This is a genomic window from Azospirillum sp. VT-I1 (assembly GCF_055698305.1).
Genome location: NZ_CP168802.1, coordinates 77,854 through 100,807, shown reverse-complemented (window position 1 = coordinate 100,807; position 22,954 = coordinate 77,854). Strand labels below are relative to the sequence as shown.

At 70.0% G+C, this 22,954-nt stretch carries 16 protein-coding genes and 2 pseudogenes; 6 read left to right on the top strand and 12 right to left on the bottom strand.

The window, feature by feature from the left end:
• Position 1 precedes the first annotated feature (1 nt).
• From AB8P05_RS14585 to AB8P05_RS14530, 12 genes and pseudogenes are all read right to left on the bottom strand, one after another.
• Positions 2-1,318, bottom strand: coding sequence for a nicotinate phosphoribosyltransferase (locus AB8P05_RS14585; RefSeq protein ID WP_472759827.1), 1,317 nt, complete (start codon positions 1,316-1,318; stop codon positions 2-4).
• Between the two features lie 125 nt (positions 1,319-1,443).
• A complete protein-coding gene (locus AB8P05_RS14580) occupies positions 1,444-2,625 on the bottom strand; it encodes a bifunctional nicotinamide-nucleotide adenylyltransferase/Nudix hydroxylase (protein ID WP_472759826.1) in 1,182 nt (393 codons plus the stop codon).
• Positions 2,626-3,437: 812 nt separating this feature from the next.
• Positions 3,438-4,298, bottom strand: a pseudogene (locus AB8P05_RS14575) (sugar phosphate isomerase/epimerase family protein); the annotation flags it as partial.
• A complete protein-coding gene (locus tag AB8P05_RS14570; RefSeq protein WP_472760137.1) occupies positions 4,298-5,233 on the bottom strand; it encodes a DUF6005 family protein in 936 nt (311 codons plus the stop codon). The pseudogene AB8P05_RS14575 and the gene AB8P05_RS14570, both read right to left, overlap by 1 nt.
• On the bottom strand, positions 5,136-5,591 hold the full coding sequence (locus tag AB8P05_RS14565) for an acyl carrier protein (protein WP_472759825.1): 456 nt from the start codon (positions 5,589-5,591) through the stop codon (positions 5,136-5,138). Before AB8P05_RS14565 ends, AB8P05_RS14570 begins: the two co-directional genes overlap by 98 nt.
• Positions 5,592-5,599: 8 nt before the next feature.
• Positions 5,600-5,845 carry an AMP-binding enzyme gene (locus tag AB8P05_RS14560; RefSeq protein ID WP_472760136.1) on the bottom strand — a complete coding sequence of 82 codons (246 nt, stop codon included), beginning with the start codon at positions 5,843-5,845 and terminating at the stop codon, positions 5,600-5,602.
• Positions 5,846-6,094: 249 nt separating this feature from the next.
• Positions 6,095-6,846: pseudogene (locus AB8P05_RS14555) on the bottom strand (AMP-binding protein); the annotation flags it as partial.
• Positions 6,843-8,597, bottom strand: a complete 1,755-nt coding sequence (locus AB8P05_RS14550; RefSeq protein WP_472759824.1) for an IucA/IucC family protein — start codon at positions 8,595-8,597, stop codon at positions 6,843-6,845. The pseudogene AB8P05_RS14555 and the gene AB8P05_RS14550, both read right to left, overlap by 4 nt.
• Positions 8,581-10,404, bottom strand: a complete 1,824-nt coding sequence (locus tag AB8P05_RS14545) for an IucA/IucC family protein (protein WP_472759823.1) — start codon at positions 10,402-10,404, stop codon at positions 8,581-8,583. Before AB8P05_RS14545 ends, AB8P05_RS14550 begins: the two co-directional genes overlap by 17 nt.
• A 242-nt stretch (positions 10,405-10,646) precedes the next feature.
• Complete coding sequence (locus AB8P05_RS14540) at positions 10,647-10,931, bottom strand: DUF2218 domain-containing protein (protein WP_472759822.1); 285 nt, start codon at positions 10,929-10,931, stop codon at positions 10,647-10,649.
• Positions 10,932-10,961: 30 nt separating this feature from the next.
• Positions 10,962-13,196 (bottom strand): TonB-dependent receptor, encoded by a 2,235-nt coding sequence (locus AB8P05_RS14535; protein WP_472759821.1) that lies wholly within the window; start codon positions 13,194-13,196, stop codon positions 10,962-10,964.
• Positions 13,197-13,410: 214 nt separating this feature from the next.
• Complete coding sequence (locus tag AB8P05_RS14530) at positions 13,411-14,433, bottom strand: FecR family protein (RefSeq protein WP_472759820.1); 1,023 nt, start codon at positions 14,431-14,433, stop codon at positions 13,411-13,413.
• A gap of 200 nt (positions 14,434-14,633) precedes the next feature.
• Here AB8P05_RS14530 and AB8P05_RS14525 point away from each other — a divergent pair, with 200 nt between their 5' ends.
• From AB8P05_RS14525 to AB8P05_RS14500, 6 genes are all read left to right on the top strand, one after another.
• On the top strand, positions 14,634-15,149 hold the full coding sequence (locus AB8P05_RS14525) for an RNA polymerase sigma factor (RefSeq protein WP_472759819.1): 516 nt from the start codon (positions 14,634-14,636) through the stop codon (positions 15,147-15,149).
• Between the two features lie 147 nt (positions 15,150-15,296).
• Entirely contained in the window at positions 15,297-15,671 is a 375-nt protein-coding gene (locus AB8P05_RS14520; protein WP_472759818.1) for a response regulator transcription factor, read from the top strand.
• 45 nt (positions 15,672-15,716) lie between these two features.
• On the top strand, positions 15,717-17,864 hold the full coding sequence (locus AB8P05_RS14515) for an ATP-binding protein (protein WP_472759817.1): 2,148 nt from the start codon (positions 15,717-15,719) through the stop codon (positions 17,862-17,864).
• On the top strand, positions 17,789-20,761 hold the full coding sequence (locus AB8P05_RS14510) for a histidine kinase dimerization/phosphoacceptor domain -containing protein (RefSeq protein ID WP_472759816.1): 2,973 nt from the start codon (positions 17,789-17,791) through the stop codon (positions 20,759-20,761). Before AB8P05_RS14515 ends, AB8P05_RS14510 begins: the two co-directional genes overlap by 76 nt.
• Positions 20,758-22,287 (top strand): response regulator, encoded by a 1,530-nt coding sequence (locus AB8P05_RS14505; RefSeq protein WP_472759815.1) that lies wholly within the window; start codon positions 20,758-20,760, stop codon positions 22,285-22,287. The genes AB8P05_RS14510 and AB8P05_RS14505 overlap by 4 nt, the downstream gene beginning before the upstream one ends.
• Positions 22,287-22,928 (top strand): response regulator transcription factor, encoded by a 642-nt coding sequence (locus AB8P05_RS14500; RefSeq protein WP_472759814.1) that lies wholly within the window; start codon positions 22,287-22,289, stop codon positions 22,926-22,928. The genes AB8P05_RS14505 and AB8P05_RS14500 overlap by 1 nt, the downstream gene beginning before the upstream one ends.
• Positions 22,929-22,954 lie beyond the last annotated feature (26 nt).

Sequence of the window (22,954 nt, the reverse complement as noted above, 5' to 3'; positions counted from 1 at the left end):
TTCAGACCAGGACGGGAACGTTCGCGACGCCTTCGGTGCCGAAGATGGCGCGGTAGCGGGCGACCTCCGACGCCGGTCCGGTGGCCTTCTCGTAATTGTCGCTGAGTTTGACCGCGCCTTTCCAGACGCCGTCCACCTCGACCGCCGTCACCTTGCAGACCAGACTCAGCGGGTCGAGCCCCTGTCCGTTGCGCGGATGGCAGCCGCGGAAATCCGAGGTCAGCAGGGTGCCCCAGCCGTAGCCGTCGCGGATGCGGCCGCCGAAGGTACGGTGGAGCCGCAGGATGTCCTCGACGTCCAGCCCGTCGCTGAACAGCACGCGCTTTTCGCGCGGATCGCGGCCATGCCGCTCCAGCCAGGCGATGTATTCCTCGCCCGCCGCCACCGGCTCCTTGCTGTCCACCCGCATGCCGGTCCAGTGGGCCACCCAGTCCGGCGCGTCGTTCAGGAACTGGGTCGATCCGAAGGTGTCGGGCAGGAACACCAGCATGGCGCCGCCATAGGTCTCCTGCCACAGCCGCAGCACCTCGTACTGCGCCCCGCGCAGCTCCTCCTCGCTCCGGGCCAGTGCCGCGACGGTCGTCGGCAGTTCGTGCGCGTTGGTGCCGATGGCCTCCAAATCATGCTTCATGGCGAGGTGGGTGTTGGAGGTGCCGATGAACCGCGGGCCGAGTTCGGCTGCCATCGTCTCCACGACATATTCCTGCCAGAGGAAGCTGTGCCGCCGCCGCGTGCCGAAATCCGAGAGGCTGAGGTCGGTGAGCGGGCGCAGCCGCTCGATCTTGTCCCAGAGGCGGACCTTGGCGCGGGCGTAGAGGATGTCGAGTTCGGTCTCCGTCATTTCAGCCAGCGCGGCCCTGGTCTTCAGCTCGTTGATGATGCTGAGGGCGTAGATTTCCCACATCGTGGCCGTCGCCCAGGATCCTTCGAAATCCAGGCGCCATTGGCCGTCCTCCTCCGACAGCCGGTAGTCGGGCAGGGCGAAGTCGTCGGCGAGCCAGGCGACGAACTCCGGCCGGAAGATCCCGCGCTGGCCGTAGAAGGTGTTGCCCTGCAGCCAGACCGCCTCCGACCGCTTCAGGCGCAGCGAGCGCACATTGTCCAGCTGGCGGCGCAGTTCGGCCTCGTCGATGATGCGGGCCAGCTTCACCGACCGGGTGCGGTTGATCAGGCTGAAGCGGACCTTCACGTCGTGGAAATGCCGCCAGATGAACTGCAGCATCGCCAGCTTGTACCAGTCGGTGTCGAGCAGGGAGCGGACGATGAAGTCGGTAGCGAAATTGTGGTTGTGCGCGCGGCTGCTGAAATTGACGAGCATGGCTGAAACCTCCTGTTCTCGCTGACCGGGGCGCAGCCCGTGACGGTTGACGACCGGCGGTCTTGACGAACGGCTGCCGCGCAGGATCGTTCGCGTGTTGGCCGGGGCCGTCCCCGTGTTCCCGGTCAGGCGTCGGCTTGTGCGACCAGCGTCTGGATGATGTGGAAATGGTCCTCGAACATCCGCTCGGGATCGATTTCGGCGATCGGCATCCAGCGGGCCGATCTGGCGTCGTCACCGCCGCGCACCTTGGGAAGCCCTTCCCCGGTGGCCTTGAGGTGGATGAGGAACGCCTGGGTCACCGTGCGCCCCCGCGTGGAGCGATAGGGATGGTCGAAGATCTGGCTGGCGCGGATGCCGCCTTCCAGGAAGCCCACGGGAACCTTGAGCTTCGTCTCCTCCCGCAGCTCGCGGATCATGGCGTCCCTGATCCGCTCATGCTGGCCGACGAAGCCGCCGGGCAGGGCCAGCAGGCCGCGTCCGGGCAGGCCCCGGCGCTCGACCAGCAGGACATGGCCGGATTGCACGACCACGGCGTCGGCGGTGAGGAAGGTGGGGCGGTAGGGCGCATCGGCCCACCCCGCCCGGTATTTGGCGATGTAGGCGCTTTCCTCCGCCAGCCTTGTGTACTCGCCGGTGTGCGCGAACTCCGCCATGAAGGCGGCGACGTTCGCGGGCAGCGCCCCCTTCCAAGCCTCCAGCGCCGCCGCCGCGTCGGCGAAATAGGCGTCGCGGATGGGCGTGGCCGAAATGCCTTGGCAGTTTCCGCATTCCACCGCACCCCATTGCGGGAACATCCGCAGGTAATAGCTGCTGTGGTCCTTCGAGTGACCGATCAGGCCGACCCTGGGGGCGGAACCGTCGGCAGGCCGGTGGTGCTGCGCGACGACGCCCTGCACCGCGGCCTGGACATCGCGGATCCATTCCAGGTCGTTGTAGCGGTCTATGAGGGGAAGCACCGTGATGCGTTCGCACTCTTCCGGCGAGAAGGCGCCCGCTATGCAGGAGCGCACCTCTTCGAAGCGGAAGGGATTGCGGTGGCTGCGCGCCTGACGCGACGATCCGACCAGAACGATCAGATGCCGGCCTTCCGACAGGGCCCGCCGCATGACGGTGAGATGGCCGAGATGAAAAGGGCGGAAGCGTCCGACGAAGACCATGAAGTCGTATGTCGGCGATTCACGGACGATCGGAGATTCACGGGCCGGCAAATCGCGGTCCGCAGCGCCTTCGGCGCGGGAGGCCGCGGTCTTCCCGGCAAGGGACAGGGTGCCGGACTTCCGTCCGGTGCCGGCGGTGGTGGTCATGCTCAGCAAGCTCCTTGCTGAAGGAACGCCGCAGTCTATCTGCGACGGAAAGACGATACGGTCGGCGCCGCCACATCTCAAGGCCCTGCCGGCTTCTCCTTGGAGGTTATCCGTTCGGCGGAGCGGCCTCACAGCACCATGAGAAGGGCCGGGACGCCGCCCAGCACGGCACCCTGGGTGCCGCCCCACAGCATGGTCTCCTCGGCCAGCAGGCCGGTGCCGCCATGGACGGCATGGAGACGGTGGATCGCGCAGAAAAGCGACGGAGCGAGGGCGGTCAGCGAAAGCCAGAGCACCCAGGTCGGGGCGTTCCCGATCAGGACCGCGGGGATCAGCATCAGCATCGTGCGGCCGATGCCGGACAGGCCGTCCACGACCAGTCCGGGCCATCCACCGGCCAGCCGGCTCGGGCCGCAGGGCATCAGGAGCAGGCCGCTTACCATGGCCGCCGCGGTGGCCACGCCGATCGTCAGCGCCGTGCCCATCGGCAGCAGGAGCGACCAGGGCGCGGTGGTCATCAGGGTGGCCGGCAGCCCCCACAGCAGCAGGCGCATCCACATGCTCTGCTGCCGGTAAACCGTGCCGACGAACCAGCCACCCAGCACGCAGTTGGCGACGGTGAACAAACCGGCGGTGATCAGCAGGTAATCGATCAGAAACTGCTCGGTCAGCATCACCATGGGAACGCTCTCCGCTTGCCCCGTCCGTTCACAGTGATGGGCCTGCGCGAAGCGCGTCAACGGAAATGCAACGGAACTCCATTCCTGCATCCGGCCATCGCCGGCTGGCTCCGCAGGCTCATGACAGGCCGAACGCGCTCCCCTGCTTGCGCCGACGCGGCGGGGCAGGGTGCCCGCCATGGGGGCCAGCGCCGCCTCGACGTCCGCGCGGTCGCGGCGCAGCACCGTGTAGCAATCGTCGCCGAACCATTCCAGCGAGCCTTCCGCCGCCGGATCGTCCGCCAGTTCGGCCAGGAAGCGGCGATAGTCCACCGCCCCGTCGAACAGCGGCACCATGCCGTCGCGCCGCCCGGCCGCGGCATAGACGTTGGCCGGTTCGAACACCGGCAGGTCGTCGCGGGCGCGGATGTTCTTCAGGTGGTAGTGACCGATGTGCGGACGCAGCGCCCGCCGGGCCGCCACCGGATCGTCGCCGCCCTCCCAGACATGCAGCACGTCGAAATTGATCTTCAGAGCCGGATGGCCGACCGCGGCGATCAGAGCGCGGGTGGACGCCAGGCTGTCGGCCAGCGTGCCGGGATGGGTCTCCACCAGCAGCGACAGGCCATGGTCGGCGGCCAGCCCGCACAGCGTGCGCAGCCGCTCCGCGATGAAGATCCTGCGCTCCGGCGAGGTTTCGGCGCTGCCGGCGCTGCCGGCGAAGGTCCGGATCTTGGGCGCCCCCCAGCGCTGCGCCAGCCGGCAGAGGTCCAGCGTCTTGCGCACCAGCGCGTCGGGATCGCCGTCCAGCGGCAGGTAATCGCTGACCATCGGCACCGACAGGCCGAACTCCGCCAGCCAGTCGCCGCCGCGGTCGGACACCGCCGCCATGTTGCGGGCATGCGCCCCCCAAAGCTCGATCCCCTGGAAGCCGTTGCCGGCGGCCCAGACGGCCAGATCCTCCAGCGACACCAGATGATGCCGGAAGCTGATGGTGCAGAGCGACAGTCTCATCATGCCACCTTGGAAGAAGGGAGGGTCGAAAGGGCGGCTGGAGCGGTGGCGGCGCGCCATTGCCGGAAGACGGCGCCAAGCTCGCCCTTCAAGGCCGTTTCCTGCCGGTCGAGCAGGTCGAGCCGCGCGAACAGATCGGGGGCGAGGCCCGCATCGCCGGTCTGGGCGAGGCGGAGGATCGCGTATTGCAGCGCCTTGAAGCCCTGGAACAGCTCCTCGATCTCGTCGCAGTGGGCGAGGAAGCTGTCGTCGGGCAGGCGCAGCGCCCGCCAGAAGAAGGCGAAGCCGTGCTCGTAGGCGTATTTGCGGATGGCGAACACCGGCAGTTCGCGCAGGGCATGCGACAGGCGGGCCGGCGAGAGCCCGTCGGTTCCGTCCAGATGCGCCGCCAGGATGCCGCGCACCGCGGCGGTCAGCGGGTTGGCGTCGGGCAGGAAGCAGGCCTCGAAATAGGCGGCGACGTCGGCGGGCCGGGCCGGGTGCAGCTCGCGCCGGTCGAACAGGTAGCCGCCGGCGACGCTGGGCTGGAGGAAGGCGTTGGCGATGCGGTCGCGCCCGATCTCCCCTTCCCAGCGGAAATCGGGGTCGCGGACCATGAAGACCGCGGGGTCGCTGCCGGTCTCCAGCATCAGGTAATGCGGGAAGGGGTTCTGATTGAACTTGTTCTCCCGCTCCGGCAGGTGGAACAGATCGACCATCGCCATGATGGAAAGGCTGTCCGACCGCCGTTCCACCAGATCGACCAGCAGGGCGAGGTTCTCCTCCTTGCTGCGGCCATGGTCGTACCATTGCCGCACCTCCGCGCCGTAGAGGCGGCGGTACCAGTCGCGGAAGAAATCATGGCTGACGGTCGGCCCGTGATAGCGCAGCACCCGGTCGGCCCCGACCTCGAACCCGGCGTCCCACACCCCGAAATAGAAGGGGCGATGGTCGATCCCCGCCCGCTTCAGCGCGTCGCAGACACAGCTGACGAAGCAGTGGATCTTGAGATCCTGATACTCCTCGCCATGGACGCTGCCGGGGAAGCGCCTCTTCCGCGGCGGCCGGGCGGGTGCCGGCGAACAGGCCGGCCACGTCGGCCACCGTCGCCAGATCGCGCGAGGTGATGAGTTCGTCCGGCGCCTCCAGACCGAAGGACAGCTCCAGCTGCAAGAACAGCTCCATCATCAGCACGGAGTCGAGGTAGAGATCCTCGTTCAGCCGCGCGTCCGGGCCGAAGCGGTCGAGATGCCGGTTCTGCAGATGGTCGCGCAGGACGGTATGGATCGCGTCGATAACCTCATGTTCGGTCATGGCCGGTGTCATTCCGCGGCCTCCGCATAGCGGGCGGCGACTTCGCGCCGGCTGATCTTGCCGTTCGCCATGCGGGGCAGGGCGTCGGCGCGGATCAGTTCGCCCGGCTGCTGGTGGGCGGCCAGATTCTCCCGGCACCAGTCGCGCAGCGCGGTGTCGGTCACCTCGGCTGCGGCGGAGAACAGCAAGGCGACCCGTTCGCCGGCGAAGCGGTCGGTGCGGCGGAAGGCGACGGCGTCGGTGACGCCGGGCATCGCCATCGCCACGTCCTCCACCTCCTGCGGATAGACGTTGAGGCCGGCGACGTTGATGGTGTCGTCCAGCCGCGACATGAACATCAGCATGCCGTCGTCGCGCAGATAGCCCAGGTCGCGGGTGCGGATCTCGCCGCCCACAACGGACAGCACGATCTCCGCCGGGGCGTCGGCGGTGCCGGTGGACAGGCGATGGTGGGGCAGCACGCGGCCCAGTTCGGCGCTGCCCGCCATGTCCGGGTTGATCGCGATGCAGCCGGCTTCCGAGCAGCCATATTGCTGGAACATGTGGGTGGTCTTGCCGCGGATCCGCTCGAACCAGGGTTCCGGCAGCAGCGTGCCGGAGGTCATCGCCGCATGGATGCGCTCGCCTTCCGGCAGCAGCCGGGCCAGCGTGTGCAGGATGACGGGGGAGGAGTAGAGCAGCGGCCGTTCGATCTGCCGCAGCGCCTTCAGCAGGAACTTCGGGTTGGTGGTGTCGAGGATCACCGGCTCCGCCCCGCGCCGCAGCCCGACCAGCAGGCCGCAGATCAGGCCGTAGGAATGGGTGGTCGGGCAGGCGATCACCGGGGTCATCCCGGCCGGCTCGGTGAAGAAGCCGACATAGCTTTCGATCTCGCGGTCGATTTCCGACCAGCTGCGGGCGATGCGCTTGGGCGCGCCGGTGGTGCCGGAACTCATCTGCAGGAGCTGGCCCGGCTCCGGTTCGGCAGGCGGGGGGCGATCTCCTCCGCCGTCAGGCTGTTGTGGTAGAGCGCATGGCAGCCGGCCTCGCGCGCCAGCCGCCGCGCCGCCTCCGGCGGGGTGGAGGGGTGCAGCGGCAGCAGGCTGCCGCCCGCCGCGCGGATGGCGAAGAACAGGGCGAGCCAGTCGATGGTGTCGGTGAAGCAGACGGCGAAGCGGGCACCGGGCCGGTCGGACAGGCGGGCCCGCTCGGCATGGGCGGCGGTCAGCGCCTCCACCTCGGCTTGCGAATAGGTTCGGTCGTCGATGCGGATCATCGGGAGCCCTCAGGCGCGAAGCGCGCGAAGATGTTGGGAACGGTGTGGTGAATCTCCTCCCGCGCGCGCAGCAGCTTGCCGCGCAGCAGGGATTCGGTGAGGATCTCGGGTTCGGTGTGGCCGACGCGGCGGTGCCGCTCCTCCAGCCCGTGGCGGCGGGCGTGGGCCTCCAGCAGGCCGTGCACCCGGCGCCAGAACTCCGGCTCCGGAAGGCCGTGCTTCAGGGCCAGCAGGTCGGACACGTCGGTCAGGTTGAAGACGAACAGCGTGTCCATCGCCAGTTCGCGTAGCGCGTCGACCCCGCCGGCCCAGTAATAACGGTCGGGCGGCGCGTCGCGGTAGGCCGGGTGCAGGCTGGGGAAATCGGGTAGCAGGGCCGGGTCCGCCACGAAGTCCGGCGCGTATTCCACGCTGTCGTGGAAGTCGCGCAGGATCAGCCGCACCGGCCAGCCGTCGCGATGGACCAGCACCATGTTCTGGCCGTGCGCCTCCACCGCGATGCCGTGGCGGACCAGCAGGTGCCAGACCGGCAGAACCGTCACCTCCAGCAGCCGGTCCAGCCAGGGCAGCAGCCCGTACCGCTCGATCCAGGGTGCCGCGAAGGCGGAGCCGTCGGCCTCCGTCACCATCAGCATGTTGAAGGGGATGGCGGATTCGCCTTCGCCCAGGGTGGATTGCACGCTGCGCCGCCACAGCGCCGCCATCTGTCCGGCCAGCGGGCCGTCGCGGTCGGCGATGATACCCGCATATTCCGGCAGCAGGGTCAGCGGGTAACGGTCGCTGAAGTCGGTATCGCTCGCCACCACCGCCGTCAGCCACTCCGAAATGGCGGGGCCGGTGCAGACCGAATGCGGGTCGATGATGCGGCGGGAGGCGGTGTTGACGATGTTCAGCGGCAGCTTCACGTCGGCCTTGCGCGGGTCGTCGGCGTTCATCACCGTGCGGATCGACTGGCTGGCCCGGTAATGGTCGCCCAGCGGCCCCAGACAGACGGCGCGCCCGTCGGCCAACCAGGGGGCGAGCCAGGGCGCCAGTTCCCCCTCGCGCAGGGCCCACCATTGCCAGGGATGCAGCGGCAGCAGGCAATAGTCGGTCGCCGGCAGGTTCAGCTCCTCCCGGCGCCGCCGGACCTCCGCCCAGGCGGCGGGGCCGAGTTCGGCCTGCCAGAACGCCTCCTCCTCGCCGGGGATCGCCCGATGCAGGCAGGAGCGGGCGACCAGCAGCCAGACCAGCTGGAAGCGCTGCCCCACCTCCGGCCCGAAGGCGGCATGGTCGGCCTCGTCGAAGCCCAGCCGCGCCTTGAAGCAGGGGTGATAGGGATGCCCCTCCTCCAGCCGGCCTTCCAGGTCGGGGAAGGGCAGGCCGCGGCGCGGGGTGGCCGGCAGGTTGGCGGCGTTCCAGCGGCAGAGCGACACCGTGCGCTCCAGCTCGGCCAGCAAACCGTTCAGGTGCGGCTCGGGGGCGTCCAGCCCGGCGACCATCCGGCCGATGGTTGCGGCGCGCCAGCCGCCGTCGTCGCCCCGCATCTCGACCGATCCCGACCGGATGCGGGGGCGCCCGAACGGCCCGGCGGTGGCGAGGCAGCGGAACTCCCGCCCGCCGGACCGCCAGAGGAGCAGGCGCTCGCCGCCATCCTCCCCGACCTCTCCGTCGGCGGCCGGCTCGACGATCCCCTCGAACAGCAGGGCGGCGGCAAGTTGGCGGACCACCCGTTCCTCCGGGCGGCCGGGCAGGTCACGCGGAAAGGGCATGGCGTCCCCGCTCGGCAGCCGCGGCGCCGGTCCGGCACAGCGGGTTGGGCCATTGGGCGTACAGGTCGGCCTCGCTGGCGGTCTGAAGCTCGTCGATGTTCAGCAGGCGGGTCGTCAGGTTCAGCTTGGCCCCGATGGTCGGGCTGTCCAGCACCCCTTCGGCGAAGCGCCGGCCGGCCTGGGTCAGCGACAGGGCCAGCCGTTCCAGCCGGGCGCGCAGGATGCGCAGCAGGTCCTCCTCCGCCGCCAGACGGTCCTTGCCCATGCGGGCGATCACCGAGAAGATCTGGTTGACGATCACGTAATAGGAGAAGCGCCGGTTGATCTCCCCCTCCTCGTAATAGAGCGAGCGGATGTTGTCGGCCTCCGGGATCAGCCGCCGCAGCCGGTCGCGGTAGGCGGCCGACAGGTAGAAGCCCTGGTTGTCGCGGTAGAGGAAGCGGCCGGGCATCCCGTCCCGCAATTCGAGCAGCCCGTTCTGCTGGTGCGCCTCCAGCGCCACGCCGTGCGCGTCGTACAGGCGCAGCACCGGGTCCAGCGCGCAGTCGAGATAGGCGTCGAACCAGCGCCGCGCCGCCTCCGCCACGCCGCCGGCCCGTTCCATCGCGAGGCGGCGGACGATCCGTTCCAGCCGGGATGGACGGCCGGGAAGCGGGTCGGCGGCCAGCGCCGCGATGGTGGCGACGCCGCGCTGGCGCCCTCCGGCGAAGGGGTTCTCGCGCAGGATCACTTCGAACCCGCTTTCGCCGCCGTCGGGCGACTCCAGCGTGATGTAGGCGGGGTCGAGCACGAAGCCGAAGCGGGGGCCCAGATCGTGTTTCGGTTCCCGTCCGATGGCGCCGATCAGCTTGGCCATGATGACGCCGGCGTCCAGCTCGTGCCGCCGGTTGACGCGGATCGAGTTGGTGATGCGCACCGGCAGCGAGAACTTCAGCATCCACGGGCTGTCCGGGCTGTAGACCGTCCGCACCGAGGAGGTGGCGGTGAACTCCGGTCCGGCCTCGCCCAGCGCGCGCAGCGTGCCGCGCTCCAGCATCGCCTGCACCGCCGGGTCGAGCGCCAGCGCCTCGGCCTGCAGCGGATGCATCGGGATCAGCAACTCGTCCTCGCGGGGGGCGAGGCGGGAGATGGAATCGCCCAGAATGGAGGCGATCATCTCCGGCGCCGACTGGCGGACGGCGGAGCGGTGGCTGACCCGCGCCGCCGGGGCGGCGAACCAGCGCAGCCGGAACCGCCCGCCCAGTTCCGGCGCATAGACCGGCTGCTGCCACGGCGTCATGCCCTGGAGGCTCTTGGGCGTCGGGTGCAGCCAGTGGCCGAAGACCAGCGACTGTTCGGCGGCGATGAACTCGTCCTCGTCACCGTCCGCCTCCGGATCGGCCGGCGGTGCCGCGTCGAGATAGCGCTGGACCGATTGGTAGCTTTGCAGGACGCGCAGCAGCAGCTCCAGTTCGCTGCCGCGCAGGTCGGTTCCCGCAGCCTCGCCCTCCATCCGGCGATAACTCTCACCCGCCAGGCAGCAGAGCGCGGTGAAGGGTTCGGTCGGCTGCCAGGACGCATCCGGGGACGCCGCGGGCAGGGCACGCTTCCAGATCCGCCCGAAGCCGCAGGGGCCGCAGAGCGAGCGCGAGACGATCTCCGCCCGCAACGCTGCCCGCTGCGACGGCAGCAGCCATTCGACGCACTCGACGGCGGGTTCGCCCTCCGTGCCGTGCCGGGTGGTCCGGCCGGCGTCGATCTCCCGCCAATAGCAGTTGGCGAAGTTCTGGAATGTCGCGTGCTCTGCGATCTGTTGGGTGGAACGCATGGTTTGCCGATCCTGAAGGGCTTCGGGCAAGGCGTGGGCGAGGCAGGAGTCTTCCGGCCGATGTACCTCGGCAGGAGGCAACCGCTTTCGGTCTTGGTGGCCCTTCTCCCCGGTGCGGGAGAAGGGTTGGGATGAGGGGGTGGCCGAAGGCCAGGAAGGCCTCAATGACTGGAAATCTGCACCCCTAACTCCAACCCCTCTTCCGCAAGGGGAGAGGGGCTATCCGGTGGGTCGGGCCGGCTTTACGCCGCCCAGTCGAGCTGCCGGTCGCCCTCGCGGAAGGCGAAGCGCAGCAGGTGCCTTTCCATCACCGACTGAAGCTCCGCCAGTTCCGCGGCGGTGGGGGCGCTGGCCTCGATGGTCAGCCGGTCGGGAGCCGCCCGCAGCCTTGCGGTGCCGATGGAGAAGCGGCATTCGCCGCCCTCCTCGGTCTCCACCGTTTCGATCTTGTGCGCGAAATGGCGGCAGAGCTGGGCGGCATAGCGCTTGCCATGCTCCGTCTCGAAATGGGCGGTCGATTGCGGCATGCGGGGAGGCTCCCGGTTGCGGTGCGGAGGTCAGAAGCTCGCCGAGGCGGTCAGCAGGAAGGTCCGGCCCGGCTGGTAGAGCGGGGTGACGGTGCCGAATTCCTGCCCATAGGTCGCGCGGTCGGCGTAGGTCTCGTCGAACAGGTTGCGGACGTCGGCGCGCAGGGTCAGGTTGGAGTATTGCGGGATCTTGTGTTCGACGAAGAGGTTGAGGGTCTCGTACCCCTTCAGCGGGCGCTGGCCGGCCTGGACCTTGTTGTAATCCAGCACGATCTCGACGTCGGCGCCGAAGGTCAGCTCCCATTTCGGGATCGTGTGGGCGCCGCCGATGGTGTAGACGCGGCCCATCGGGGTGGCGATGTAGGTGCCGGTGTCGGAATCGGCGGGCAGGCCGTCGATGGTCACGTCGATGTCGGCGTATTTGGCGCGGATGAAGCCGGTATCCCAGGCATAGCCGACGCCGAGTTCATAGCCCTTCGACCGCACGTCGCGGGTCAGCGTGCCGCTGCCGGCGGCGAAGCGCGGGGCGCGGACGTCGTCCAGGTCGGTGCGGAAGACGCGGCCCTCGGCGGTGAAGCCCTGGTAGCGGCCGACCAGCCCGGCGGTCAGGTTGCTGGCGGTCACCGGCTGCGGACCGGCACCATAGCGCCAGACCGGGTTCATGATGAAGTTCTCGGCCAGCTGGACGCCGCCCCAGCTGCGCGACCAGCCGGCCTTGGCGGTCAGATATTCGGGGAGGATGTCGAACTCGCCCGAGACATTGTGGCTGGCGCCGCTGTTCCGCCATTCCTCGCCGGTGGTGCCTTCGAACCATTGCCGGTCGGCGCGCATGCCGAAGGACAGGCGGACCCGTTCCACCGGGGACAGCCGCGCCTGCCCATAGACGCCGACATTGCGGGCCTTTTCGAGCGCCGTCATGGTCTGGTCTTCATAGTGGGCGCGGTCGACGTAGAAGTCGGTGCCGGCGGTGATGGTGCCCATGCCGACGTTGAAGACATTCTCCAGTTTGCCGTTCAGCGAGCTGGTGGCTCCCTTGCCGGGATAGCTGCCGGGGACCGTGCTGCTGCCGACCGGACGGGTGTAGATCGGCGTCTCCACGTCGGTCCGGCCATAGGCGACCACCAGCTTGGGGTTCCACAGGTCGGTCGGCAGGCTGTCGGTGTAGGTGAAGACCAGATTCTGGCGGTCCAGCGTGTAGTCGCGCACCCGCGGTTCCCAGGCCGGGCGGCCGGAAATGAAGCCGACATTGGCGCGGAACGGGCGCGGGGCGTCGTCATAGACGCGCTCGTAGCTGACCTGGAAGCGATGGCCGGCGTCCGTCTCGTAGGCGACCTTGCCGAGGCCGCTCTTCAGGTCGGTCTTGGTCCCCTCGACCTTGCGGCCGTCGCCGGATTCGAAGCGGGCGCCCTTGCCGTAGGTGAAGTAACCCAGCCCTTCCAGCCCCTTGTGACGGCCATAGCCGGCGGCGCTGTTGGTGAAGACGGAGCCGTTGGTGCCGAAGCTGGACTTGACGAAGGCGCCGATGCCGTCGCCGCTCAGGAAGTCGCGGGCGTCCTTGGTCTCGTAGGCGATGGAGCCGGCCAGCGCCCCCGGCCCGGCATCGGCGGGCGCCACGCCGGCATCGACGCGGGCGGTCTTCAGGAAGACGGGGTCGATCAGGGTGGTGCCGTTGTGGTGGAAGACCTTGTTGTTCTGCCGGCTGCCGTCGATGCTGACGGACAGGTTGGTCTCCTCCACGCCGTTGACGTAGACCTTCTGCGACATCGGCACCGAGCTGCCGACGCGCACCCCCGGCTCGCCGGCGAAGACGTCGCGGATGTCGCTGGGGTTCTTGCGGTCCAGCTCCTCCTTGCCGATCACGATCTGCGCCGGGCCGCTGGGGGCCGGGGCGGCGGCGGTGACCGAAACCGGGCCCAGCGCCATCGTGTCGCCGCCGGACGAGGCGACGGGGGCCGGGGCCAGCGTGGCGGTCGCCGGGCCGGTCAGGCGATAGGTGACCCCGGTCCCGGCGAGCATGGTCTCGAGCGCCTGGGCCGGCGGCATGGAGCCGCTGACGGGACGGGAGGTACGGCCGTCGGTCAGCGTGCCGGGATAGCCGATCTGCCAGCCGGTCTGCCGGCTGAAGGCGTCGAGCGCGCTGCGCAGCGGCTGGGCGGGCAGCGAGAAGGCCGCGGGGCCGTTGGCCGGCGCCGCCTGCTGCGCCGCGGCGGGAAGCGCCGTCAGCGCCGCGCCCAGCGCCGTGGAGGTCATCAATGCGGCAAACAAATGCCCGGCAATCCGGGACCGGTTGAAATCTGCAACTTTGACTATAGATCCCGTGCGGCGGACCATATCCTGCAACTCCCGTCTCAAGCTGGCGCAGGGGCTCAATCGCAGGCAGACAAGCCTACCCCCTCTTCGCCAGACGTACGGGGCCGCTGACCCTCACAAAAAAAGTTGCGAGCGATTCTCAAGCCTGCCTGTTTCAAGCCTGCCCGTGTCAGCGCAGGACGAGGATGCCGCCCGGCAGGCTGGTCATCCGGGCGCCGATCATCCCGGCCAGGGCGGCCAGCGTTCCGATCGGATCGTCCAGCCGGTAATTGCCGCTGACGCGCTCCGCCGCGATGCGGTCGTCCAGCAGCAGGATCGGGGCTGCGTGATAGCGCCGCAGGGTTTCCACCACAGTGGCGAATCGCTCGTTGTGGAAGGCATAGCGGCCGTCGCGCCAGGACATCGCCTCCGCCGGATCGGGTCGGGGCTGCATGGTCAGTCCGCGCGCCGTCGCGGTCAGCCGGTCGCCGGGGGCGAGGGTCACCGTCCGGCCGGGATCGTCCAGCCGGCTGACGGTCACCCGCCCACGTTCCAGGAAGACGGAATCCTCGCGGCCGTCAGACTGCACGCTGAAGGCGGTTCCCGTCACCTCGACCGTGCTGAAGCCGGCGACGACGCGGAAGGGGCGGGCGGTGTCCCGCACCACGTCGAACCACGCCCGTCCGCGCAGCAGCGCCACCCGGCGCTCCGCCCCGCCGAACGCCAGCGCCACCGCGCTGTCGCTGTCCAGGATCAGGCGGGAACCGTCCGGCAGCGCCACCTCCCGCCTTTCGCCGGTGGCGGTGCGGTGGTCGGCGCTCCAGCGGGTCTTCAGATCGGGATAGAGATGCGTCCCGACCAGGGCCAGCAGCCCCGTCGCCGCAATTGCGCCCATCCAGGCCCGCCGGGAGTGTCCCGGCCGCCTCATCGGCACCGGGGTCGCCGGCAGATGCGCCGCCGGGAGTTGTGCCCCCGGGAGATGCGCCAAGGTGGCGCTGTGGAGTTCCGCCATGCCGCCGACCTCCGTCAGCCGGTCGAACGCCAGGGCATGGCGCGGGTCGCTGTTCCGCCACGCCCGATAGGCGGCCAGGGTCGCTGGATCGGCCGGATCGTCGAGCAGCCGGACGAACCAGTCGAGCGCCGCATCGGTCACCGGATCGGCATGTCGGTAGCCGGATTCGGCCTTTTCTCCGTTGGACCTGTCCTGCCTCACCCGTCCGCCCGTCCTCTGTCAGCATGGTCACGCATAGTAGACGTTTGACGGCTGGGGCGCCCACAAATTGAGCCGGAGGATGCCGCAAGGCCGACCTGTCCTCCGGACCTGTCTGCAGCCCGGCTTGACAGCGACGACTGCGAATCATTATCAATCTCTCACGACCCCGAGGAAGCGCCCGTGCGACGGATAGGCCGACCATGCCCGCAAGTCTGACCGCCATCTATCTGGACCACCGCCAGTCCCTGCTCGGCCGGGCCCTGCGCATCGTCCGCGACGTGCCGACGGCGGAGGACGTGATCCAGGAGAGTTATCTCAGGGCCTGCAACGCCGCGCAGAAGGGGCCGATCGACAACATCGGCGCCTTCCTCCACCGTACCGTCCACAACCTCGCCCTCGACCAGATCCGCCGCCGCCGCACCCAGGAGCGGTTCGAGGCGCCGGCCTCGGACACCGACGATCCGCTGGAGGTCGCCTGCGGCAGCCCCTCGGTGGAGGACCGGCTTCTTCACCGCGAGCGGCTGGCCCAGTTCATGGGCGCGATGGAGGCCCTGCCGGACCGGGCGCGCCGGGTCTGGGTGCTGAACCGGGTGGAGGGGATGTCCTATCCGCAGATCGCCGCCCATCTCGGCGTGTCGCAGGGAACGGTCTTCAACGACATGAAGCTGGCGATGGGCCATTTCGTGGACGCCCTGTCGCGCGCCGACCGCGGCTGACCGCGGGGCGCGGTACGGGCTGACCTCCGTCTCTTTCCAGACCGCCTCTTTCTAGACCTAGGTGTGGTATCCCGCGCCCGTCCCATCCGGATAGGATGCGCGTGGCGCCAGGGACCGGCGCCCTTTATTCGGTCGAGGCATCACGACGTGTCCAATGCACCCCTGATAGCGGTGGTCGACGACGACGAGGCGATCCGCGAGGCGTTGGACGACCTGCTGCGGTCCGTCGGTTTCCGCTGCCGGCCCTTCGTCTCCGCCGAGGATTTCCTGGCCCATGCGGACCGGGCGGACATCGCCTGCATCATCCTGGACGTGCGCATGCCCGGCCTGTCCGGGCTGGATCTGCAGGAGCGGCTGAACGCCGACGGCGGCGGCCATCCGCCCATCCTCTTCATGACCTCCTACGCCGATGACGCAACGCGGATGCGGGCGCTGGGCGGCGGCGCCCGCGGCGTGCTGGGCAAGCCGGTCGACGACCACGTCCTGATCGCTTCCCTGAACAGCGCCATGGCGGCAGGATAGGGCGGCAGGGCATATCAGGGATGGCGGGCGGGGAAGGGCCGGCACATGGAGTCGAGTTTCGACCATCTGACGGCGACCGGATCCGGCAGCCACGCCCTGGGCAGCGACGGGGAAAGCCGGCTGCTGCGCGTGACCCGGCCGGGCCAGCCCTTCCCGATCCTGGTCCGCATGGCGCCCACGCCGGCGGACGATGCGGCCGCCCGCTCCGATGCGGCGCTCGGCCGGCTGCGGCGGGAGCACGGGCTGTCCCACCGGCTGGACCCGGCTTGGGCGGTCAAGCCGCTGGACCTGCTGCAGCATGGCATGGTCCCGGTGCTGACCCTCGCCGATCCGGGTGGACAGCCGCTGTCGGCCCTGCCCGTGCCGGCGATGCCGTTCCGGCAGCGGCTGTCGCTGGCCATCCGCATCGCCGGGGCGGTGGCGCAGCTGCATCGCCGCGGCCTGCTGCACGGCGACCTGCGGCCCTTCAACCTGCTGGTCGGCGACGACGGATCGGTGCGCCTGACCGGCTTCGGGCGCGCCGGCCCCCTGCCGGTTCCCATGCCCAACGAGGCCGAGCGGCCGGACGCGCTGCTGCCCTACATGGCGCCGGAACAGTCGGGACGGATGAACCGTCCGGTCGACCGCCGCAGCGACCTCTACGCGCTTGGGGTCACGCTCTACGAGCTGTTCACCGGCGAGCTGCCCTTCGCCGCGCGCGATGCGATGGAGTGGGTCCACAGCCATCTGGCGCGCGCGCCGATCCCGCCGGCCCACCACGCCCCCGACCTGCCCGCGGCCATCGGCGACATCCTGCTGCGCCTGCTGGCCAAGACGGCGGAGGACCGTTACCAGAGCGCAGACGGGCTCGTCCGCGACCTCACCCATGCCCTTCGGTCATGGGATGTCGAAGGCAGCATCCCCGCCTTCCCGGTCGGCAGGCGAGACATGCCGGAGGGGCTGGTCCCGCCGCCGGACCTCTATGGGCGGGACGAGCCGGTCGCCCTCCTTCAGGCCGCCTTCGAGCGGGTCGCCACCCGCAGCCGGATGGGCATCGTCCTGGTCGCCGGACGGTCCGGCGTCGGCAAGTCGGCGGTCGTCCGGTCGCTGGAGGAGCGGCTGGTGCCGCCGCGCGGCCTGTTCGCCGTCGGCAAGTTCGACCAGGGCAAGCGCGACCTGCCCTATGCCAGCTTGGCGGAGGCCTTCCGCGCGCTGGTCGCCCGCATCCTGGCGCTGCCGGCCCCGCATCGCGACCAGTGGCGCCGCTGCCTTGCGGAGGCGGTGGGCGACGGCGGCGCGCTGATGACCGCGCTGATCCCCAATCTGGCCCTGCTGATCGGCGAACAGCCCGCCGTGCCGCCGCTGCCGCCGCGGGAGGCGCAGAACCGCTTCGACCTGCTGTTCCGCCGCGTACTGCAGAGTTTCGCCCGTCCCGACCACCCGCTGGTCCTGTTCCTGGACGATCTGCAATGGCTGGACCGCGCCACGCTGGACCTGCTGGACCGGCTGGTCGCCGACGGCGGCATCGGCCATCTGCTGCTGGTCGGCGCCTACCGCAGCGACGAGATAGGCGCCGGCCACCCGCTGGAATCGCTGATGCGCCGCATCCGGGATGCGTGTGGCGGTGCGGCCGGCGAGGTGATCGATTGCGAGGAGATCGCCCTGGGGCCGCTGGCTCCCGACGATCTGCGCCGCATGGTCGCCGACAGCCTGGACCGCAAGCCGGGGGAGGTGGCGGCGCTCGCCGCCCTGCTGCAGGAGCGGACCGGCGGCAACGCCTTCTTCGCGGTGCAGCTGCTGACCGCGCTGGAACGCTCCGGCCGCCTGTGGTTCGACCGCGAGGCCAGACGCTGGGACTGGGATCTGGCGGCGGTGGAGCAGGCGCCGTCGGGCGCCGGCATCGCCACGCTGATGACCGAGCGGCTCGGCCGCTTCCCGGCGCAGGCGCGCGACCTGCTGGCCCGCCATGCCGCGCTGGGCGCCGCCGTCCGGCTGTCCACCCTGGCCATCGCCGCCGGCCTGACGGAGGAGGAGACGGAGCGCCATCTCGGGCCGGTGCTGGCCGAAGGGCTGGTTCTGCGCACCGAGGAGGAGTCCGCTTCCTCCACGACCGGGTGCAGGAAGGGGCCTATGCCCTGGTGCCGGCGGAATCGCGCGCCGGGCTCCACCTCGACATCGCCCGCGCGCTGCACCGCGGCTTCAAAGCCGACCTGACGGGGGAGCGGCTGTTCGCGCTGGTCGGCCAGTATGACCGTTGCCTGCCTCTGATCCAGGACGGGCGGGAGCGGTCGGAGGTGGCGACGCTCCATCTCGCCGCCGGCCATCAGGCCAAGGTCGCCAGCGCCCACGGGTCGGCGCTGGCCTATGCGTTGGGCGGCCTGCGCCTGCTGGAGGGCGGCGCGATCGAGCGGCGGCACCGGCTGGCCTTCGCGCTGGAGCATCTGCAGGCCGAGTGCGAGTTCCTCTGCGGCGACCTGCAGCAGGCGGAGCGGCGTCTGAGCGCCCTGGCCGGCCGGGCCGAATGTCCGGCGGACCGCGCCGCCATCACGGCGCTGCTCGTGACCGTCTACACCGCCATCGACCGCAGCGACCGCGCCATCGACGCCTGTCTGGCCTATCTGCGGGGCGTCGGCATCGATTGGCACGCCCACCCGCCGGCGGCGCTGGCGCATGAGGAATACGGGCGGCTGCGGGCGGCCATCGGCGACCGGCCCATCGCGTCGCTGGCATCGACCCCCGCCGCGGCCGATCCCGACAGCCGGGCGACGCTGGACGTGCTGGCCGCGGCACTGCCGCCGGCATTTTTCAGCGACCGCAACCTCGTCTGCCTGATCCTGTGCCGGATGGCGAACCTGACGCTGCGGAACGGGCGCAGCGACGCGTCCGCCCTGGGATTCGCCTATCTCGGCATGATGGCGGGCCCCTATTTCGGCGACTATGCCGCCGGCTACGAGTTCGGCCGGCTCGGCTACGATCTGGCGGAGCGCCAGGGGCCGACGCGCTACCGGGCGCGGGTGCTGATGACCTTCGCCTATCACGTCGTCCCCTGGACCCGCGACATCCGCAGCGAGCGCGCCCTGCTGCTGCGCGCTTTCGAGGAGGCACGCGAGGCCGGCGACGTCACCTATGGTGGCTTCACCAGCGTCACGCTCGTCACCAGCATGCTGGCTTCGGGCGATCCGCTGGCGACGGTGCAGCGCACGGCGGAGGCGCGGCTGGCCTATGTCCGGCAGGTGAAATTCGGGCTGTGCGCCGACATCCTGACGACGCAGCTGCAGCTGCTGCGCGCCCTGCGCGGCCAGACCGACGCCATCGGCTGCTTCGACGGGCAGGGCTTCGACAATGCCGCCTTCGAGGCGCGGCTGCTGGCCAACCCCAGCCTGGACATCGCCACCTGCTGGCACTGGATCCGCACGCTCCAGCTCCGCTGCATCGCCGGCGAGATGGCGGCGGCGGTGGAGGCGGCGGAGCGGGCGGAAGGGCTGCTGTGGACCACCTCCGGCCATTGGGAAATGGCGGAGTTCCATTTCCACGCCGCTCTGGCGCGGGCCGGGGCGATGGACGACGTCCGGCCGGACCATCGCGCCCGCCACGCCGCGGCACTCGCCCGCCATCTCGGCCAGCTGCGCGACTGGGCAGGCCACAGCCCCGACAGCTTCGACGCCCGCTTCGCGCTGGCCGAGGCGGAGGCCGCAAGGACGCAAGGGCGGACGGAGGACGCGATGCGCGGCTATGACCGCGCCGTCCAGGCCGCCCGGCGCACCGCCCTGCCGCATGTGGAGGCGCTGGCCCATGAATGCGCCGCCGGCCTTTACCGCCGGCTGGGCGTGCCGACGCTGGAACTCGCCTGCATCCGGGATGCGGCCGACGGCTATGCGCGCTGGGGCGCCACGGCCAAGGTCGGGCAGCTCGCCCGGCGCTATCCCTCGCTTGCCCTCGACGCGGCGGAACCGGCTCTGCCGGAGGCGCCGCGCGGCTTCGACGGTATTGATCTGGCCGCCCTTCTCGGCACGCTGCGCACGGTTTCCGACCAGGCGAGCGTGGAGCAACTCACCACCACGCTGCTGACCCTGGTGCTGGAACATGCCGGCGCCAGCCGCGGCATGCTGATCCTCGCCCGCGGCGAACGACTGCGGGTGGAGGCGGAGGCGACGACCGGGCTCTACGGCGTGTCGGTCCGGCTGGTGCAGGAGGATGCCGACCGCATCCCGCTGCCCCACGCCATCGTCCATGGCGCGATCCGCGACCAGGAGGCGGTGATCGTCGACGACACCCGCGCCCCCGGCCCCTTCTCCGCCGACCCTTATCTGCGCGAGACGGAGGCGCGTTCCATCCTGTGCATGCCGCTGGTCCGCCGCCGGCGCGTCGTCGGGCTTCTGCATCTGGAGAACGCGCTGGCGACCCATGCCTTCACGCCGCGGCGGGTCGACATCCTGACGCTGCTCGGCGCCCAGGCGGCGGCCTCGCTGGAGACTGCGACCCTGGAGGAGAAGGAGGCGCTGCTGAAGGAGATCCATCACCGGGTGAAGAACAACCTTCAGCTGGTCACCAGCCTCCTCAACCTCCAGGCCCGCCGCATCGAGGACAAGGCGGTCGCCGCCCTGTTCGCCGACAGCCGCGACCGGGTGCGCTCGATGGCGCTGGTGCACGAAAACCTCTATCGGCTCGGCAATTTCGCCCGCGTGCCGATGCGCGAGCATCTGGAATCGGTGTGCGCCCATCTGCTGCGCGCCTATGCCCGGCAGGCCGGCGCGGTGCGGCTGGACACCGACATGGACGACCTGAAGCTCGACCTCGACCGGGCGGTGCCCTGCGGCCTGATCGTCAACGAACTGGTCTCCAACGCGCTGAAGCACGCCTTTCCGGGCGGGCGGGGCGGGGTGCTCAGCGTGGGGCTGGCGACGGACGGGCGGGACTGCCGTCTATCCGTTCGCGACGACGGCGTGGGCTTGCCCGAAGGGTACGATCCCGATAGGATGGACACGGTCGGTTTTCAGCTGATCGCTGACTTGACCGGCCAGCTGCATGGGAATTTGAAATACAGTTCCGGCGCTGGGACGGAGTTCATCGTCACCTTTCCTTTGAAGGGGCGCAATCGGGGAAGTGAATGATCGCGGCACGGATCCTGATCGTCGAAGACGACCGCATCGTTGCGCGCGATATTCAGCATCAACTTTCCCGGATGGGGCATGTCGTGGTCGGCATGTCGGCCAGCGGCGAGGAGGCGGTGCGGCTGGCCTGCAGCCACCAGCCCGATCTGGTCCTGATGGATATCCGCCTGGAAGGGGAGATGGACGGGATCGAGGCGGCGCGGCAGATCCGCGACGCACAGCGCATCCCCGTCGTCTTCCTCACCGCCTACGCCAATGACGAGGTGGTTCAGCGCGCCAGCCTGACGGAGCCCTTCGGCTATCTGCTGAAGCCCTTCGAAGAGCCGCAGATGCGCACCGTCATCCAGATGGCGCTCTACAAGCACGCCAGCGACGTCCGGCTGCGGATGAGCGAGCGGCGCTATGCCGCCACGCTCGCCAGCATCCGCGACGGCGTCATCCTGTGCGACAGCCAGGGCCGCGTCGATTTCATGAACCGGGTGGCGGAGACGATGACGGGCTGGACGGCGGCGGAGGCGGCCGGGCAGCCGCTCGCCTCCGTCTTCGTCGCGGTGGACGAGGAAACGCAAGAGCCGCTGGAGGACTTCTCCGCCGTCGTCCTGCGCAATGGCGCCTTCGCCCCGCCGGAACGGCTGTCGCGGCTGCTGCCGCGCGGAGAGCCGGCTCCGGCCGGGGTGGCGGTGCCGGCTGGAATCGTGGTGGAGGAGCGCTGCTCCGCCATCATCGACGACCGCGGCGAGATGGTCGGCTCCATCCTGGTGTTCAGCGACCTGACCCAGCGCCGCCAGATCGCCGAGGCGCTGCGCAAGGCCCAGGCCGACCTCGCCCATATCGGCCGGCTGACCATGATGGGGGAACTGGCCGCCGCCGTCGCGCACGAGGTCAACCAGCCGCTGATGGCGATCATCACCAATGCCGGCACCTGCCTTCAGCACCTGTCGCAGCCGCATCCCGATCTGGCCAAGACCCGCGTCGTGGTGGAGCGGATCGTCCGTGACGCCCAGCGGGCCGGCGACGTGGTCCGCAGCATCCATGCGCTGGCGCGCCGGACCCCCGCCGATCCCGGATGGGTGGACATGAGCGCGCTGGTCGCCGACACGCTGGCGCTGGTGCGGGCGGAGCTGCGCCGCGCCCGCATCACGGTGGAGACCGATCTTCCGGCCGGGGCGCCGTGGGTCCATGGCGACCGGGTGCAGCTGCAGCAGCTCGTCCTCAATCTGGTGATGAACGCGGTCGAGGCGATGGCCGCTCCCGACCTACCGGAACGGCGCCTGCGCATCGTCACCGCCGGCGAGGACGGCTGGATCCGCGTCCGGGTCGAGGACAGCGGGCCGGGCATCGCGGACGCCGATGTGGACGCCATCTTCCGCGCCTTGTACACCACCAAGCCGGAAGGGCTGGGCATGGGCCTGTCGATCAGCCGGTCCATTGTGGAACTGCATGGCGGGCGGCTGACCGCGACGCCCGGCACCCCTTGCGGGAGCGTGTTCGAATTCGTTCTGCCGGTATCGTCCGGAGGGGTGTGATGAGGGGCAAGACCGAAACCGCCGCGGCCGCGGTGACCGTGGTCATCATCGACGACGACGAAGCCGTCCGCGAGGCGCTGGAAGGGCTGCTCGATTCCGTCGGGCTGCAGGTGAAGAGCTTCGGGTCGGTGCAGCAATACATCGACCAGCGCCCGGCCATCGACGTCGGCTGCATGGTGCTGGACGTGCGGCTGCCGGGGCGCAGCGGGCTGGATTTCCAGGCGGAGCTGGCGCGCTGCGGCAACAGCCTGCCGGTGATCTTCATCAGCGGCCATGCCGACGTGCCGATGTCGGTCCGCGCGATGAAGGCGGGGGCTTTCGAATTCCTGACCAAGCCGGTCCATCACCAGGAACTGCTGGACGCCATCCACGCCGCCATCGCCCGGCATGGCGAGCAGCGCGACCAGGAGCGGGGCCTCGTCGCCCAGCGCGCCCGCTTCGACACGCTGACGGCGCGTGAGCGCGAGATCACGATGATGGTGGTGTCCGGCCTGCGCAACAAGCAGATCGCCGACGATCTCGGCCTCAGCGAGGCGACGGTGAAGCTGCATCGCGGTCAGGCCATGCGCAAGATGGAGGCGCGGTCGGTGGTCGAGCTGGTGCGGATCGTCGACAGCCTGATGCTCTGCCGCGCCCACTGATCTCGTCCATTGGCGGGGGCGGGCGG

What these genes read in the sequence shown, in the direction of transcription:
- AB8P05_RS14545 (WP_472759823.1), bottom strand. Translation starts at nt 10,404, where the DNA reads ATGCGTTCCACCCAACAGATCGCAGAGCACGCGACATTCCAGAACTTC.
- AB8P05_RS14505 (WP_472759815.1), top strand. Translation starts at nt 20,758, where the DNA reads ATGATCGCGGCACGGATCCTGATCGTCGAAGACGACCGCATCGTTGCG.
- AB8P05_RS14580 (WP_472759826.1), bottom strand. Translation starts at nt 2,625, where the DNA reads ATGACCACCACCGCCGGCACCGGACGGAAGTCCGGCACCCTGTCCCTT.
- AB8P05_RS14540 (WP_472759822.1), bottom strand. Translation starts at nt 10,931, where the DNA reads ATGCCGCAATCGACCGCCCATTTCGAGACGGAGCATGGCAAGCGCTAT.
- AB8P05_RS14585 (WP_472759827.1), bottom strand. Translation starts at nt 1,318, where the DNA reads ATGCTCGTCAATTTCAGCAGCCGCGCGCACAACCACAATTTCGCTACC.
- AB8P05_RS14515 (WP_472759817.1), top strand. Translation starts at nt 15,717, where the DNA reads ATGGAGTCGAGTTTCGACCATCTGACGGCGACCGGATCCGGCAGCCAC.
- AB8P05_RS14500 (WP_472759814.1), top strand. Translation starts at nt 22,287, where the DNA reads ATGAGGGGCAAGACCGAAACCGCCGCGGCCGCGGTGACCGTGGTCATC.
- AB8P05_RS14565 (WP_472759825.1), bottom strand. Translation starts at nt 5,591, where the DNA reads ATGACCGAACATGAGGTTATCGACGCGATCCATACCGTCCTGCGCGAC.
- AB8P05_RS14550 (WP_472759824.1), bottom strand. Translation starts at nt 8,597, where the DNA reads ATGCCCTTTCCGCGTGACCTGCCCGGCCGCCCGGAGGAACGGGTGGTC.
- AB8P05_RS14525 (WP_472759819.1), top strand. Translation starts at nt 14,634, where the DNA reads ATGCCCGCAAGTCTGACCGCCATCTATCTGGACCACCGCCAGTCCCTG.
- AB8P05_RS14560 (WP_472760136.1), bottom strand. Translation starts at nt 5,845, where the DNA reads ATGCCCGGCGTCACCGACGCCGTCGCCTTCCGCCGCACCGACCGCTTC.